Consider the following 15,301-nt stretch of genomic DNA (forward strand, 5'->3'; position numbering starts at 1 on the left):
AGCGCAATGCTACAATGGCCGCCTTTCTTTTCCCGCGATCGATCGTGTCTCACCGCCCAGGCCGCACCGACAGGAACCTCACATGACGCAACGCCCCCAGGACTCCTCGCCCAGCAAGACTTCCTTGAGCTACAAGGATGCAGGTGTCGATATCGATGCAGGCAACGCCCTCGTCGAACGCATCAAGGGTGTCGCCAAGCGCACTCACCGCCCGGAAGTGATGGGTGGTCTGGGTGGCTTCGGCGCCCTGTGCGAACTGCCGGCAGGCTACCGCCAGCCCGTGCTGGTCACCGGCACCGATGGCGTGGGCACCAAGCTGCGCCTGGCCATGGACCTCAACCGTCACGACACCATCGGCATCGATCTGGTCGCCATGTGCGTCAATGATCTGGTGGTCGCTGGCGCCGAGCCGCTGCAGTTCCTCGATTACTACGCCACCGGCAAGCTCGACATCGACATCGCCGCTGACGTCGTCACCGGTATCGGCGAAGGCTGCCTGCAGTCCGGCTGCGCGCTGGTCGGCGGCGAGACCGCTGAAATGCCGGGCATGTACGAAGGCAGCGACTACGACCTGGCCGGCTTCTGCGTCGGAGTGGTCGAGAAGTCCGAGATCCTCGACGGCAAGAAGGTCGGCGCAGGCGACGTGATTCTGGGTCTGGCCTCCTCCGGCCCGCACTCCAACGGCTACTCGCTGATCCGCAAGATTCTCGAAGTCGCCGATGCCTCCCTGCTGGAGCAGGAAATCGACGGCCAGCCGCTGGCTGACGCCCTGATGGCGCCGACGCGCATCTACGTCAAGCCGCTGCTGTCGCTGCTCAAGGAAAGCGGCCTGTCCGTGCACGCCATGTCCCACATCACCGGTGGCGGCCTGCTCGAGAACATCCCGCGTGTGCTGCCGGAAGACTGCACCGCCGAGATCGACGTCGCCAGCTGGAAGCGTCCGGCGGTCTTCGACTGGCTGCAGCAGCAGGGCAACGTCGAAGAACACGAGATGCACCGCGTGCTGAACTGTGGTGTCGGCATGGTCGTGGTGGTCGCTGAATCCGACGCCACCGCCGCGCGCGCTCACCTGGAAGCCCAGGGCGAGACCGTCTTCACCCTCGGCAGCATCCGCGCCCGCAACGGCATGGAAGAGCAGGTCCAGCTGGAGAATCTGTCCGCATGATCGAACCGAATACCAACGCCTCCAACGGTGACACTCTCGGCGGCTTCGGCAACGGTTTCGAGGCAGACGATGCGCCGGTTCGCCCGCGCGTCGTGGTACTGATTTCCGGCAGCGGCAGCAATCTGCAGGCGCTGCTGGAAGCACAGGAACACGACGAGCTGGGCGGCGACGTGGTCGCGGTCATCTCCAACAAGGCCGATGCCTACGGCCTGGTGCGTGCGCGCGACGCCGGCGTCGATGCCGTGGCGCTGCCGCATGAGGAGTATGAGTCCCGCGAGCATTATGACGCCGCGCTGATCAAGGTGATCGAGCGTCATGAACCGGACCTCATCGTGCTGGCCGGCTTCATGCGTATCCTCTCGCCGCTGTTCGTGCAGTACTTCTTCGGGCGTCTGATGAATATTCACCCGTCGCTGCTGCCGGCCTGGCCGGGACTTGATACCCATCGCAAGGTATTGGAAGCCGGCGAGAAGGAACACGGCGCCAGCGTGCACTTCGTCACCGAGGAGCTCGACGGTGGCCCGGTCGCGATCCAGGCCGTCGCCAACGTGCTGGAAGGCGATGATGAAGCCAGCCTCAAGGAGCGCGTGCACACGCGTGAGCACCTGATCTACCCGATCGCGGTGCGCTGGTTCCTCGAAGGCCGCCTGAAGCTCGACGGTGAAGTGGCCAAGCTCGACGGCCACAACCTGCCGGTGGGTGGCCTGCGCCTCTCCCACGCCGATGTGGAAGAAGAGCTCAGCGATGAGCTGCCGGAAGGCGAAGAAGACTGATCAGTGACGCTGCCTTGCTGGCAAGGCTGACTGAGCTGATAGCAAGCTGATAGCAAGTTGATGGCGCGCTGACAGCGAACTGAAAACAGAAGACCCCGCGACATGCCGATGTCGCGGGGTCTTCTTGTTTCTACTGATTCACTTCTCTCTCGGCGGCTTTCGCTTTCAGAAGGTGTAACTCACCCCCACCTCCCCGCGCGCCGTCACCTCATCCCAGGTCTCGATGCCGGCGCCCAGATGCAGCATGGCATTGCGGCCCAGCTGCATGCGCCAGCCACCGTCGACACGCAGATAGTTGTCGCTGCCGCGATCCAAATCCTCGCCGCGGTAGGCATTGGTCGGCAGGCTCGCCAGTCGCACCTCGGCGCTGTCGGCGTCATCATCCAGACGCTTGCCGTAGGCCAGCTCACCGTAGAGGCCGAAACCTTCTGCAATGGCGCGGTCGACCATGAAGCCGGCCTCGACACGACGATCGCGCAGCGTCTGATCCGAGACGCTCAGGGCGTTGGCGGCAGAGCCGGATTCGGTGTAGCCATCGATGTCGGACTCGGTATGGCGGTAGGCCACGAAGGGCGCGTTGTACCACAGCGAATCGGCGGCGGTGAGGCGATAATCGAGACGCGCCTCGGCGCTGAAGCCATCGCCATCGGTCTCACCGGACAGGGTGCGCGATGACTGACCCAATGCGACATGGCGGTCGAGGTCGTAATCGAAGTCGCCGTAGCTGGCCACCGCCTGGACGCCAAACCTGCCCAGCTGCTGACGCGCGAACAGGCTGAACACCTGGCCTTCCAGCTCCAGCTCGCTACCATCATCGACATCGAAGTCCGCAGTGCGCTGACTGACGGCAACACCGCCCCAGGCCTGGCCGAGCGCGTTGTCCAGCGGCAACATCACGCCGACACCCGCAGCGCGCTGCTCGCTGTCAAAGCCCTGCTGGCCGGTGGAAGTCTCGCCATCGCCGGTGCCGCCACTGGCCGAGCCGATGGCGAACACGCGCACGCCCTCCCCGGAGCGTCTGTCCTGCGCACCGGGGCGCAATTCATCGCCGAGGCTGCGCTGACTGGCATTGAGCGCGCCCGTGCCCAGCTGCGGCGCCAGCCCCAGCACCGAGGGCGCGGCGAGCATCGCATAGGCGTAGTCGGCCAGAATCTCCTGGCCGGCGGTGGTCGGGTGCACGCCATCATTGAACAGCAGCTTGTCGGGGTCTTCCGCGGCGCCGCCCAGCCCGTAGGGCGTGACATTGCAGCTGTCCGAGAAACACACCTGGGTCAGCGGCACATCGCTGGCGAAGCCGAACTCGGCCGGTGATGCCAGCACCTCCTCGAGAATGCCGACGGTATCCAGGCGGATGATGTTGACTTCACCATCCAGCGCCGCCAGTCGCGCGCCCAGCGCATCATTGAAGACGTCTACCAGCGCGGAGGTCCCCGCCGCCTGCGCCGCGCCCGTCGACTGGCCGGCCGGGGTGCTGCCGACATCCGGCAGGTTGGAAACCATGATGGTGGTGGCACCCGCCGCTGCCAGCGCCTCCACCGCGGAGGCCAGATTGCCGGCGGAGGCGACCGCCGTGGCCGGCGAGGTGATCACGCCCTGCAGGAAGTCGTTGCCACCGCCGTTGACGTAATAGAGGGCGTCCGGGTCAGCACTGCCGCCGGTGCTGACCAGATAGCCATCCTCGACCCTGAGCACCGTGCCCGCGCCGGTACTTCCCGGCGGGATGACCACCTCGGAGCCATCCTCATCTGTCACCGAGGCCAGAATCTGCGCCGTGGTATAGCCGCCCACCGCGTAGTTGGTGCCGTCACTGAAGCCGGCCAGCTGATAGATCACCGAGGTGGAAGGCTCTGCCGCCAGCCCCAGTTCCGTGGCCAGCAGCTGGGTCGAGACGCTGCCATAGGGCGAGTTCTCGTAATCCGGGCCGCTGCGGTTGGTGAAACGCAGGCTGTTGAGGCCGCCCAGGGTGGTATCGGGGAACTGGCCGGAATCGCTCAGGCTGTCGCCGAAGAGATAGAGGTTGGAATAGGCCTGCGCGGGAGTCGCCAGCAAGGTGGTGCTGATGGCGAGGGCGAGACCGCTGAGGGTGAAACGTCTGATCAGACCGCTGGCGCTGGCCGGCGGGAATACAGCGCGATGTGAACGCGATGGCATGGCGTGCCCCTTGCTTGTGGGAGGTATCCGTCCTGCAGCCACTCTGGGGGTGGCCTGCAGACAAGCATAGGCAATAAAACGAGTGATTGAATCACGTGTTTCGTTCAACTTCCGGCTAAGACTCAGCGCCTTGCGAGCATGTCACGTTCTCGCTACCTGCCACCGGCGTCTCTCTTGCCACCGTTGTCTCTTTCTTGCCACCGTCGGCACACATCGCCACGAGCAGGCACACTTCGCCACGAGCAGGCACAAAAAAAGCGCCTCCCGAAGGAGGCGCTCTTGGCTTGCCACTCTCTTGGCTTGCCGCGTGCAGGTCACTTGCGTAAACGCAATACCCAGGCGCGCAGCAAGGGGTATCAGGTACGCGGCAGAGTCACGCCACGCTGGCCCTGATACTTGCCGCCGCGATCCTTGTAGCTGGTCTCGCAGACTTCATCGGACTCGAGGAACAGCATCTGCGCCACGCCTTCGTTGGCGTAGATACGCGCCGGCAGGTTGGTGGTGTTGGAGAACTCGAGGGTGACGTGGCCTTCCCACTCCGGCTCCAGCGGCGTCACGTTGACGATGATGCCGCAACGCGCGTAGGTGGACTTGCCCAGACAGATGGTCAGCACGTTACGCGGAATGCGGAAGTACTCGATGGTACGGGCCAGCGCGAAGGAGTTGGGCGGAATCACGCAGGAGTCGCCCTTCACGTCCACGAAGCTCTTCTCGTCGAAGTGCTTGGGGTCCACCGTCGCCGAATGGATGTTGGTGAAGACCTTGAACTCATCCGAGCAGCGCACATCGTAGCCGTAGCTGGAGGTGCCGTAGGAAATCACACGGCGCTCATCGTGAAAGCGCACCTGATCGGGCTCAAAGGGTTCGATCATGTCGTGGCTTTCGGCCATGCGACGGATCCACTTGTCGGATTTGATGCTCATCGAGCGTACCTGACTGACTGATGGGGAGAGACGCGTGAGCGCCATGAAACGCGGGCCAGCATGATACCGGCCCGCTGTGTCGCTGGAAACCTCGGCACGCGCGGCTTGCGCCTGGCGCGTCGGGCTCAGCTGAAGCTGATGCTCGGGCCTTCGTCCGCACCGGCACTTTCCAGTGACTCGGAGACCTGACGCGCGATGGCGCGGAAGCTCGCGGCCACTTCGCCGTCCGGCTCCGCGATCACGCTCGGGCGACCGCCATCGGCATTCTCGCGAATGCTCAGGGTCAGCGGCAGCTGGCCCAGCAGACGAGTCTGGTACTCATCGGCGATACGCTCACCACCGCCCGCGCCGAATACCGCTTCACTGTGGCCACACTGGCTGCAGGTGTGAGTGCTCATGTTCTCGACCACGCCCAGCACCGGCACCTTGACCTTGCGGAACATCTCGATGCCCTTCTGGGCATCCAGCAGTGCGATGTCCTGCGGCGTGGTGACGATGACGGCGCCGGAGACCGGCACCTTCTGCGACAGAGTCAGCTGGATGTCACCGGTGCCCGGCGGCATGTCGATCAGCAGCACATCAAGCTCGCCCCAGGCGGTCTGGTTGAGCAGCTGCTGGAAGGCACCGGCGACCATCGGGCCACGCCAGACCATCGGGTCCTTCACGTCGACCAGATAGGCCATCGACATGGTCTTGATGCCATGCGCCTCGATGGGGCTGAAGACCTGCTCACCGGCCATCTCCGGACGCTGACCGGTCGGCACGCCGAACATCTGCGCCTGACTCGGACCATAGATGTCGGCGTCCAGCAGGCCGACCTTGAGACCTTCCGCCGCCAATGCCAGCGCCAGATTGGCGGTGACGGTGGACTTGCCGACGCCACCCTTGCCGGAAGCGACCGCGACAATGTGCTTGATACCTTCCATACCTTGAAACTCCTGTGACGGCCTGCGCGGCGCGATGAATGTGGCGCGCAGGCGTCTGAACTGTCAGCGAAAAAAGCCGTGGAACACGATGGGCACAGTATGCCTGCCACCGCTACACGGGCCAAGCCGATGAAGCATGTCCATGGTAGCCATGCCTCAGGAAGCCATGGCCCTGGGAGCAAATCAGAAGCGCACGTCTCAGAAGCGCACGTCGACCGGCAGGAAGCGCCACTCGCCCGGCGCCATGCGACCGAGCAGAATCGCGCCCAGACGCAGACGACGCACCTCGATCACCTTGAGGCCCTGCTCCTCGACCGCGCCGCGGATACCCCCCACCGGCACCCGCTTCATGGCGATGCGCAGGCGGGTGTCGCTCTGCCAGCTGATGCTGACCTTGGGCTTGCGGCCACGGATGTCGGCGCACAGCGCGAAGCCGATACGCTTGAGGCCTTCGTCATCCAGTGTCCCTTCCACTTCGACGACGTACTCCTGCTCCAGCTGGTCCAGGTCATCGCCCAGCTTGCGGATCACGCCACGGTTCTGTGACCACACGGCGAGACCGGATTCATCTTCGCCGAGCTCGGCCAGCGGCTGCTGGGACAGGAAATGCACCTTGAGCCAGTCGGCACCGCTGTTGTCGAGCGCACTGCGCGGCGCGCCGTCACGCAGGGTCAGCGGGTCCGGCAGCGGCGTGCCCGGCGGCTGATACCAGACCAGGGTCAGCGGTTCGATGGGTGCCATGCTGGCGCCTTCATCGACGGTGACTTCCTCATCGGTGACCTTGAAGAAAGGCGCTTCCACGATCTCGCCCGCGACACGTACCACCCCCTTGGCGATGAGATGCTCGGCCTCACGACGCGAGATGCCCTGCTGATGGGCCAGAAACTTGGAAAGACGGACGGGTTCGGTCATGGGGACTCTCGAGGCAGCGACGCAGGCAACAGGCAGAGCAGCAGCACGCAGAAGCGCAGATAAAAAGAAGTGGGACAGTCTGACAGGGTCATCAAGGCTAGCCCGCCATGATAACGGCATGCGCCGAGGATGGCACGGACGAGACGCGCTGAAGATGCTAGGCTGCGTGGCCAGAAATCGGCGCGGCGCGCTTGAGCAGATCATTTGATGCGCCTTACCAGGTCCTTCGACGCACTCCGCCAGCGCATCTGATCCACTACGCCTGGTCATCCGTCCCTCTGGCGCAAGCGATCTGGCTGCCTCTGGCTCGCCTGATCATGCACTGACAGGCGCGATGCGCTGCCCGCGCCATCGCTACGCAACCGCGTGGTGACACTTGCGGAACCCTTTGCGCAGCAAAGCGTCAGAGTTGCGTTGAAGCTCACTCTGGGCCATACAAGGTCAGGGTCAGGCAAACTGATGCGCTTGCGCGTCGACTGTCGCTACCGAGGAAGCCGGTGGCCAACGCTTCAGTCTCCGTCAGTGACTCGCCAACCGAAGGTGTGCGATCGACCCGGATTGACCCTGCGCGCCATCCCGCCTTGCTGCGCTTCCCAGGCCACGTTCACAGGTATCTTGCATGCGTTTATCTCTCACACCGCGCCGCCCACTGACTCACACTCGGCGCTACGCCATCAGCAGTGCACGCACGCTTCGTCATCTGGTACTGATCTTCGGCCTGACGCTGGCCGCGGGCTGCTCCGCGCCGCACGCCTCGGACGCGCCTGCCGCACCGACCACCGCGGCCAAGGCAGCCGTCAAGGCCGAACGGCTGGAAAGCCTGCTGGTGCAAGGCGAGAGCGATGTGCCCGAGAACCTGCTGCTCAGCAAGGCCGGCGCCAAGGCGATCGACCCCAACGGCCAGCGACCGGTGGATGACCCGCTGACCTGCCTGGCGCGTGCCGCCTACTGGGAAGCCAAGGGCGAAGGCAGAAGCGGCATGCAGGGCATCGTCAATGTGGTAATCAATCGCGCCGCCGACCCGCGCTTCCCCGATAGCCTGTGCGGCGTGGTCAAGCAGGGTGGCGAAAGCGGCAGCTGCCAGTTCTCCTGGTGGTGTGACGGGCGCTCCGACCGCATTCGCGAACCCGCCGCCTACGCCGAAGCACGCGACGTGGCCCGTCAGGCGCTCAACCATCAGCTGGAAGACGTCACCGACGGCGCCCTCTACTTCCACGCCCGCTACGCCACGCCCTACTGGGCCAAGCGCTTCGTGCGCACCGCGCGCATCGGTCAGCACCTGTTCTATCGCAACTGAGTGCGAGCCGCTGCCGCTGGATGACTGCTGTTGAGAGCTAGCCGACACTGCGACCCGAAATCGCAAACACGACGCCCCCGCTACCATTGGCAACGGGGGCGTCTGCTTGAGGATGCCTGAATAGCGGTGTCTGGACAGGGGCGTCCAGGCAGGGACGCTTGGATAGGGGAGCGTATATAAGACGCCTGACGGATCAGGTGTCTGGCTGTGCCGCCAGCTTGGTGCGGATGAACTCGCTGTGGCTGACATGCAGCAGGCCGGCAAGACGGCGGATGCGATGCTCTTCCTGCGGGTCCAGCTCGCCATCGGCGTAGGCCAGCTCCCAGAGCATGCCGATCAGCTCGCTGCGCTCCTCAAGGCTCATGTGCTCGTCGAGTTGCTTGACGAAGCGGTAGTGGTCCGTGGCCTGCTCGGCATCCTGTTCGGCCTGGGTCAGCAGGCTGGCAAGTTCCTCATCCCCCAGCGAGAAGCGCTCGGCCAGCTGGCGCGCCAGGGCTTCACGTTCGCGCACATCGAGATGGTCATCGGCGCGTACCACCTCGAACATCAGCACGGCCATGGCGAGTTCCGGGCCGGGCTCCTCGTTGGGACGGGCGTTGCTGCCGGGCATCATCACCTGGCGGATGAGACGATTGATCTGACCGGCGACGGATAGCTGTGCTGGCATGCTGACCTCCAGGAACGGAAAATGTAGTGTCCTTGAATCCTTCATGAGGGCAGCGGCACGGGTTGCAACCTCGCAGTTGCGCACGCCAGCGTTGCCGGTGACGCGACGCGCCCTTCGCGCCGCCCGCACCTTCGCGATATAGTAGCGCCCATCCCGACGGGGCGATGCGTTCGCCCCTTATCACGAGTCATCCCGGCGAGTGGCTGCGCACTGCGCAGCAGGCGCCCTTTACCGTCAAGACGAGGCCTCATGTCAGCGCGCAAGATTCTGGTTACCAGTGCCCTGCCCTATGCCAATGGGTCGATCCACCTGGGTCACCTGCTTGAGTACATCCAGACCGACATCTGGGTACGCTTCCAGAAAAGCCGTGGCCACGAATGCCATTACGTGTGCGCCGATGACGCCCACGGCACCGCCATCATGCTGCGTGCCGAGCAGGAAGGTGTCACCGCCGAGCAGCTGATCCAGCGTGTGAGTGACGAGCACCAGGCCGACTTCGCCAAGTTCGGCGTCGGCTTTGACAACTATCACTCCACCCACTCGCCGGAGAACCGCGCCCACAGCGAGCGCATCTATCTGGCACTGCGCGATGCCGGCCATATCGCTACGCGCGACATCGAGCAGATGTTCGATCCGGTCAAGGGCCTGTTCCTCGCCGACCGCTTCATCAAGGGCACCTGCCCGAAGTGCAAGACCGAAGACCAGTACGGCGACAACTGTGAAGCCTGCGGCGCGGCCTACACGCCGGCCGAGCTGATCGATCCGGTCTCGGCCATCTCCGGCGCCACGCCGGAAATGCGCACGTCCACCCACTACTTCTTCAAGCTGCCGAACTTCGCCGAGTTCCTGCAGGAGTGGACCAAGAGCGGCCGCGTGCAGAGCCAGATTTCCAACAAGCTGCAGGAATGGTTCGAGGCGGGTCTGGCCGAGTGGGACATCTCCCGCGATGCGCCCTACTTCGGCTTCGAGATTCCCGACGCGCCGGGCAAGTACTTCTACGTATGGCTGGACGCGCCGATCGGCTACCTCGCCAGCTTCCAGAACCTGTGCGAGAAGCAGGGCATCGACTTCGACAGCTACTGGAAGGCCGATTCCGACGCCGAGGTCTATCACTTCATCGGCAAGGACATCGTCTACTTCCACGCCCTGTTCTGGCCGGCAATGCTGGAAGGTGCCGGCATGCGCACCCCGACCGGCGTCAACTGCCACGGTTTCGTGACCGTCAATGGCGCCAAGATGTCCAAGTCGCGCGGCACCTTCATCAAGGCCGACACCTACGCGCAGTTCCTCAACCCGGAATACCTGCGCTACTACTTCGCCGCCAAGCTGACCTCCGGCGTCGATGATCTCGACCTCAATCTCGACGACTTCACCGCCCGCGTGAATTCCGACCTGGTCGGCAAGGTGGTCAACATCGCCAGCCGCTGCGCCGGTTTCGTCAAGAAGTTCGGCGACGGCAAGCTGTCCGCCACCTGCGCCGAGCCGGAGCTGGTCGAGCGCTTCATCGCCGCTGGCGAAGGCATCGCGGCAGACTTCGAAGCCCGTGAATTCGCGCGCGCCATGCGCAAGGTGATGGAGCTGGCCGATGAAGCCAACACCTACATCGCCGACAAGGCGCCGTGGGCGATGGCCAAGGAAGACGGCCGCGAGCAGGAAGTGCTCGACGTCTGCTCCGTGGGCATCAACCTGTTCCGCCAGCTGATGGTCTATCTGGCGCCGGTGATTCCGGAGCTGACCGACAAGGCACGCGACTTCCTGAACCTCGAGAGCCTCGACTGGGCCAGCCGTGAAAGCGTGCTGACCGATCATGCGATCAACAAGTTCAAGCCGCTGCTGACGCGCGTCGAGCCGGAGCGCATCGACAAGATGCTCGAAGCCTCGCGCGAAGTGCTGGTCGAGGAGCAGAAGATCAAGGACGGCACCGCCAAGGCCGAAGCCGCGGCCGCGCCGAGCCCGCTCGACGCCGACCCGATCGCCGACGAGATCGACTTCGATACCTTCATGAAGACCGACCTGCGCGTGGCGAAGATCGTCAAGGCGGAGCACGTCGAGAAGGCGGCCAAGCTGCTCAAGCTGACGCTGGATATCGGGGGCGAGACGCGCACCGTGTTCTCCGGCATCAAGTCCGCCTACGCGCCGGAAGCGCTGGAAGGTCGTCTGACGGTGATGGTCGCCAACCTGGCGCCGCGCAAGATGCGCTTCGGCGTGTCCGAGGGCATGGTGCTGGCCGCCGGTGACGACGAAGGCATCTACCTGCTGGAGCCGCATACCGGCGCCAAGCCGGGTCAGCGCGTCACTTGATGCAGTGATGATGCGCTGATTCAGCCTCACTGAAGCCTCTTCAGCACAACGCCCCGCCAGAGACTCTCTGGCGGGGCGTTGTCGTTCATGCGTTGCCTCCAGACGCCGAGACGGCTACTCGTAGCGGCGACCGGCATGCTCCAGCCAGCCAGCCACATGCCGGCCGCCGGGGTCATGATGCGTCCAGTGGATCACGCCACCCTTGTCGGTCCACTCGTATTCTCCGTAGAAGCCGATGCGGTCCCCGACCCGGAGACTGTCGATACGCGGCGCAAGATCGATGTTGTGCGCCACCAGAATGGTGGTACCGCCCGCGACGCGAATCAGGAACTTCTGATGGCGGCTGCCCTTGAGGTCATCCCGCAGCAGGCGAATCACCTCCCCCGTGCCTCGCACCTGAACATCGCTCTGCTGGGCACTGATGGCGCGCCTGAGTCGACTCTCGTCCGCCGAGGAAGCGCCTTCCCCCTGCGTCGCCTCGGCCTGCGGCGACTGGAAGTCATTCCACAGCTGGGAGAGCGAGAAATTGCCATTGCCCGTCAGCTGCGAGATGCCCGCCATCGCCACCACCAGGATGATGACCCATAACGGCCGACGGCCGCGTGTTCCTGTCCTGCGCATATCCCGCTCCTTGTGCCACCCCGGATGACGTGAAAGTCTCTGATCACGCCATAATCAATAAAAGTAATAAAGGAATTCTTCTTTATTACTTCAAGAACCAAGCGAAACGCGAAACAATGGTCGTCTCATGCTGGCAACACTACGCCTCGCTTGCCACGCTACAGGCTGTCGGCCAGCAGCATCTTGCGTATAATACCGCCGCGCTCGACGATCCCCTGCCCTGCAGCTTCCTGACAGCTTGCGGCAGCAACAGTCCTGATCGCCTGCAAGTGCCGGTTCACGCATGCCGCGAGCACGGAAGCGCCTTCGAAACACCCTGACCGAGCGACGCCCCTGATGAGTGAATACCTTCTTATCCTGATCAGCACCATCCTGGTCAACAATTTCGTACTGGTGCAGTTCCTCGGCCTGTGCCCCTTCATGGGTGTCTCCAACAAGCTGGAGTCCGCGATGGGCATGTCGCTGGCCACCACCTTCGTGCTCACGCTGTCGTCGATGTGCGCCTACCTGACCTATCACTTCATCCTCGCGCCGCTGGGGCTCGAGTACCTGCGCACCATCGCCTTCATCATGGTGATCGCCGTGGTGGTGCAGTTCACCGAGATGGTGGTCAAGAAGTCCAGCCCGCTGCTCTATCAGGTGCTGGGCATCTTTCTGCCGCTGATCACCACCAACTGCGCGGTACTCGGCGTGGCGCTGCTGACCCTGAACCGCAATTCCAGCTTCATGGAAGCCACGCTCTACGGCTTCGGCGCGGCCGTCGGCTTCTCGCTGGTGCTGGTACTGTTCGCCGCCATGCGCGAGCGTCTGGCCGTCGCCGATGTGCCGCGCCCCTTCCAGGGCCCGGCCATCGCGATGATCACCGCCAGCCTGATGTCGCTGGCCTTCCTCGGCTTCTCCGGACTGGTGCAGATCTGACATGCTCGAATTCTTCAACGACCATACGCTGATCTCTGCCATCGTCGCACTGGTGGCCATGGCCGTCGTCTTCGGCGGTCTGCTCGGCTTTGCCGCCGTGGCCTTCAAGGTCGAGGGCGACCCCATCGTCGAGCAGATCGACCAGCTGCTGCCGCAGACCCAGTGCGGTCAGTGCGGTTATCCGGGCTGCAAGCCCTACGCCCAGGCCATCGCCGAAGGCGACGAGATCAACAAGTGCCCGCCGGGCGGCGAGAGCACCATCGCCTCGCTGGCCGACCTGCTGGGCCGTGAGGCCACGCCGCTGGATGGTGACAGCGACAACACGCCCAAGGTGGCGGTGATTCGCGAGGACGAATGCATCGGTTGCACCAAGTGCATCCAGGCCTGCCCTGTCGATGCCATTCTCGGTGCCGCCAAGCACATGCACACCGTGATCGCCGACGAATGCACCGGCTGCGACCTGTGTGTCGAACCCTGCCCGGTCGATTGCATCGACATGGTGCCGGTCGCCACTGACGTGCGCAGCTGGCACTGGCCGCAACCGGCGGGCCCGACCCGCGACAATGCCCGCTTCAGCGGCAACCTGATCGTGACCGATGCCGCCGATTCTACTGCCACATCTGCAAGGAATGTCGCCTGATGGTTCTGTCGTTACTCAAATCCATGGTGACTTCCTCACGCTCCTCTGCCACGGCGGAGGCGGAACACACGCAGAAGGGTCAGGGCGCGCCGCGCGTGTTCGACTTCCACGGCGGTATCCATCCGCCGGAGCACAAGGCGCTCTCCAACCGCGCCCCGCTGGTAGCCGCCCCGCTACCCCGTGAGGTAGTGCTGCCACTCAGCCAGCATATCGGCGCGCCCGCCCAACCGCTGGTGGAGATCGGCCAGCGCGTGAAGACGGGCGAGCTGATCGCGCGCGCCCAGGGCATGATCTCCGCCCCGGTGCATGCCAGCATCACCGGCGTGGTCACCGCCATCGAGCCGCGTCAGATTCCCCATGTCTCGGGCCTGGAAGACCTGTGCATCGTGATCGAGCGCGAGGGTGAGATCGATGAATGGGCGCGCTTGGAAGCCTGGCGCGACTGGCGTCAGCAGGAAGCCCAGGACCTGATCCAGCGTCTGCAGGACGCCGGCGTGGTCGGCCAGGGCGGCGCCGGTTTCCCCTCGGCGGTGAAGGCGCGGGTGCGTGAGCGCCACGCCATCGACACCCTGATTCTGAACGCGGCGGAGTGTGAGCCTTACATCACCGCCGATGACCTGACCATGCGCACGCATCCGGAAGCGCTGATCGAAGGGCTCGAGATTCTCGCCAGCCTGATCGGCCCCGAGTGCATCCTGATCGGCATCGAGGACAACAAGCCCGAGGCCGTCATCGCGCTGGAACAGGCGATTCGCGCCCGCCGCGCCGACAAGCGCCTGCCGCCGCTGGATTCACGCCTCGAAGTCGTGGTGGTACCGATCAAGTATCCCTCCGGCGGCGAGAAGCAGCTGATCAAGCTGCTGACGGACCGCGAAGTGCCCAGCCGTGGCCTGCCCGCCGATGTCGGCGTGGTGGTGCACAACCCGGGCACCGTGCGCGCCGTGCAGCGTGCGGTGTGCTTCGGCGAGCCGATGATCTCGCGCGTCGTCACCCTGACCGGCGAGGCGTTGCAGCATCCGCACAATGTCGAGGCGCGCCTGGGCACCTCCATCGCAGACCTGCTGCGTCTGGCGGCGCCGGCGCCGACGGGTATCGCACGTCTGGTGATGGGTGGCCCGATGATGGGCTTCACGCTCGAGAGCGACGCCCTGCCGATCATCAAGACCACCAACTGTCTGCTGGCCTCCTCTCCCGAGTCACTGCCGGCACCGGCGGTCGAGCAGCCGTGCATCCGTTGCGGCATGTGCGAGCAGGCCTGCCCGGCCGAGCTGCTGCCGCAGCAGCTCTACTGGTTCTCCAAGGCACGCGAGTTCGACAAGGCCGAGCTCTACAATCTGGCGGACTGCATCGAATGCGGCGCCTGCTCCTATGTCTGCCCCAGCCAGATTCCGCTGGTGCAGTATTACCGCTTCGCCAAGGGCGAGATTCGCAGCGCCCAGCACGAGGCGCGCAAGTCCGAACGCGCGCGTCACCGCTTCGAATTCAAGCAGGCGCGCATGGCGCGCGAGGAAGCCGAGAAGGAAGCCAAGCGTCAGCAGCGCGCTCAGGCGGCCCAGAAGTCCGCCGCCGCCCGCGCCGATGCCAGCGCCGCCGCAGACACGACTTCGGCCCCTGCCACCACAACGGCCGCCGCTGCCCAGCCGGCACCGGCCACCGACATCAAGGCCTTCAAGACGGCGCGCGCTGCGGCCAACATCGCCCTCAAGAAGGCCGAGAAGGCCCTCAAGGCAGCCCAGGATGGCGGTGAGAGCTCCGAGAGCGATATCGCCAAGCTCGAGGCCAACGTGACCGCGGCCAAGACCAAGCTCGCCAGCGCCGAGAGCGCCCTCAAGGCCGCCAGCGAGGCAAGCGAGTCAGCTGCCCCGGCGGCTGCCGGCGCTTCGACAGCCAGCACTGCGACAACCGGTGCGGCTACTCCCGCCGCCGATCTCAAGGCGCTCAAGACGGCGCGCGCCGCGGCCAATATCGCCGTCAAGAAGGCCGAGAAGGCCCTCAAGACCGCCCAGG

At 64.6% G+C, this 15,301-nt stretch carries 14 protein-coding genes; 8 read left to right on the forward strand and 6 right to left on the reverse strand.

Features of this window, described 5'->3' with window-relative positions; all coding sequences use genetic code 11:
- Positions 1 to 82: 82 nt before the first annotated feature.
- Positions 83 to 1,165, forward strand: coding sequence for a phosphoribosylformylglycinamidine cyclo-ligase (gene purM, locus QD208_RS05055; RefSeq protein ID WP_054556274.1), 1,083 nt, complete (start codon positions 83 to 85; stop codon positions 1,163 to 1,165).
- Entirely contained in the window at positions 1,162 to 1,938 is a 777-nt protein-coding gene (gene purN, locus QD208_RS05060; protein ID WP_054556275.1) for a phosphoribosylglycinamide formyltransferase, read from the forward strand. The genes purM and purN overlap by 4 nt, the downstream gene beginning before the upstream one ends.
- Positions 1,939 to 2,103: 165 nt before the next feature.
- Here purN and QD208_RS05065 read toward each other — a convergent pair whose 3' ends face one another.
- From QD208_RS05065 to QD208_RS05080, 4 genes are all read right to left on the reverse strand, one after another.
- Complete coding sequence (locus QD208_RS05065; RefSeq protein ID WP_279835980.1) at positions 2,104 to 4,089, reverse strand: autotransporter domain-containing protein; 1,986 nt, start codon at positions 4,087 to 4,089, stop codon at positions 2,104 to 2,106.
- Positions 4,090 to 4,445: 356 nt separating this feature from the next.
- A complete protein-coding gene (gene dcd, locus QD208_RS05070; protein WP_043334107.1) occupies positions 4,446 to 5,012 on the reverse strand; it encodes a dCTP deaminase in 567 nt (188 codons plus the stop codon).
- A gap of 125 nt (positions 5,013 to 5,137) precedes the next feature.
- Positions 5,138 to 5,974 (reverse strand): iron-sulfur cluster carrier protein ApbC, encoded by an 837-nt coding sequence (apbC, locus tag QD208_RS05075; RefSeq protein WP_276315243.1) that lies wholly within the window; start codon positions 5,972 to 5,974, stop codon positions 5,138 to 5,140.
- Between the two features lie 162 nt (positions 5,975 to 6,136).
- Entirely contained in the window at positions 6,137 to 6,850 is a 714-nt protein-coding gene (locus QD208_RS05080) for an RNA pseudouridine synthase (protein ID WP_159055855.1), read from the reverse strand.
- 619 nt (positions 6,851 to 7,469) lie between these two features.
- Between QD208_RS05080 and QD208_RS05085 the strand changes: the two genes are divergently transcribed.
- Entirely contained in the window at positions 7,470 to 8,147 is a 678-nt protein-coding gene (locus tag QD208_RS05085) for a cell wall hydrolase (protein WP_107336341.1), read from the forward strand.
- A gap of 193 nt (positions 8,148 to 8,340) precedes the next feature.
- On the opposite strand, the gene QD208_RS05090 is transcribed toward QD208_RS05085, so the two are convergent.
- The gene (locus QD208_RS05090) at positions 8,341 to 8,814 is read right to left on the reverse strand and encodes a TerB family tellurite resistance protein (RefSeq protein ID WP_279835981.1); all 474 of its coding nucleotides are present in this window, start codon (positions 8,812 to 8,814) and stop codon (positions 8,341 to 8,343) included.
- A 249-nt stretch (positions 8,815 to 9,063) separates the two neighbouring features.
- Between QD208_RS05090 and metG the strand changes: the two genes are divergently transcribed.
- The gene (gene metG, locus QD208_RS05095; RefSeq protein WP_043334104.1) at positions 9,064 to 11,115 is read left to right on the forward strand and encodes a methionine--tRNA ligase; all 2,052 of its coding nucleotides are present in this window, start codon (positions 9,064 to 9,066) and stop codon (positions 11,113 to 11,115) included.
- A gap of 114 nt (positions 11,116 to 11,229) precedes the next feature.
- Here metG and QD208_RS05100 read toward each other — a convergent pair whose 3' ends face one another.
- Positions 11,230 to 11,736 carry a DUF3465 domain-containing protein gene (locus tag QD208_RS05100; RefSeq protein WP_279835983.1) on the reverse strand — a complete coding sequence of 169 codons (507 nt, stop codon included), beginning with the start codon at positions 11,734 to 11,736 and terminating at the stop codon, positions 11,230 to 11,232.
- A gap of 29 nt (positions 11,737 to 11,765) precedes the next feature.
- Between QD208_RS05100 and QD208_RS05105 the strand changes: the two genes are divergently transcribed.
- From QD208_RS05105 to rsxC, 4 genes are all read left to right on the forward strand, one after another.
- Entirely contained in the window at positions 11,766 to 12,056 is a 291-nt protein-coding gene (locus tag QD208_RS05105; RefSeq protein WP_279835985.1) for a hypothetical protein, read from the forward strand.
- Positions 12,057 to 12,072: 16 nt separating this feature from the next.
- On the forward strand, positions 12,073 to 12,654 hold the full coding sequence (gene rsxA / locus QD208_RS05110) for an electron transport complex subunit RsxA (RefSeq protein ID WP_279835986.1): 582 nt from the start codon (positions 12,073 to 12,075) through the stop codon (positions 12,652 to 12,654).
- Between the two features lies 1 nt (position 12,655).
- Positions 12,656 to 13,294, forward strand: coding sequence for an electron transport complex subunit RsxB (gene rsxB, locus QD208_RS05115; protein WP_043334101.1), 639 nt, complete (start codon positions 12,656 to 12,658; stop codon positions 13,292 to 13,294).
- Positions 13,294 to 15,301, forward strand: a 2,008-nt coding sequence (gene rsxC / locus QD208_RS05120) for an electron transport complex subunit RsxC (protein ID WP_279835987.1), incomplete at its 3' end; no start/stop codon positions are given. The genes rsxB and rsxC, both read left to right, overlap by 1 nt.

Source organism: Cobetia sp. 29-18-1, from assembly GCF_029846405.1.
Taxonomy (GTDB): domain Bacteria; phylum Pseudomonadota; class Gammaproteobacteria; order Pseudomonadales; family Halomonadaceae; genus Cobetia; species Cobetia amphilecti.

Bases quoted from the DNA above. Each gene is read 5' to 3' on its own strand.
- QD208_RS05065 (WP_279835980.1), bottom strand. From the start codon at position 4,089: ATGCCATCGCGTTCACATCGCGCTGTATTCCCGCCGGCCAGCGCCAGC.
- purN (WP_054556275.1), top strand. From the start codon at position 1,162: ATGATCGAACCGAATACCAACGCCTCCAACGGTGACACTCTCGGCGGC.
- rsxB (WP_043334101.1), top strand. From the start codon at position 12,656: ATGCTCGAATTCTTCAACGACCATACGCTGATCTCTGCCATCGTCGCA.
- rsxA (WP_279835986.1), top strand. From the start codon at position 12,073: ATGAGTGAATACCTTCTTATCCTGATCAGCACCATCCTGGTCAACAAT.
- QD208_RS05080 (WP_159055855.1), bottom strand. From the start codon at position 6,850: ATGACCGAACCCGTCCGTCTTTCCAAGTTTCTGGCCCATCAGCAGGGC.
- dcd (WP_043334107.1), bottom strand. From the start codon at position 5,012: ATGAGCATCAAATCCGACAAGTGGATCCGTCGCATGGCCGAAAGCCAC.
- QD208_RS05085 (WP_107336341.1), top strand. From the start codon at position 7,470: ATGCGTTTATCTCTCACACCGCGCCGCCCACTGACTCACACTCGGCGC.
- purM (WP_054556274.1), top strand. From the start codon at position 83: ATGACGCAACGCCCCCAGGACTCCTCGCCCAGCAAGACTTCCTTGAGC.
- QD208_RS05090 (WP_279835981.1), bottom strand. From the start codon at position 8,814: ATGCCAGCACAGCTATCCGTCGCCGGTCAGATCAATCGTCTCATCCGC.
- metG (WP_043334104.1), top strand. From the start codon at position 9,064: ATGTCAGCGCGCAAGATTCTGGTTACCAGTGCCCTGCCCTATGCCAAT.
- QD208_RS05100 (WP_279835983.1), bottom strand. From the start codon at position 11,736: ATGCGCAGGACAGGAACACGCGGCCGTCGGCCGTTATGGGTCATCATC.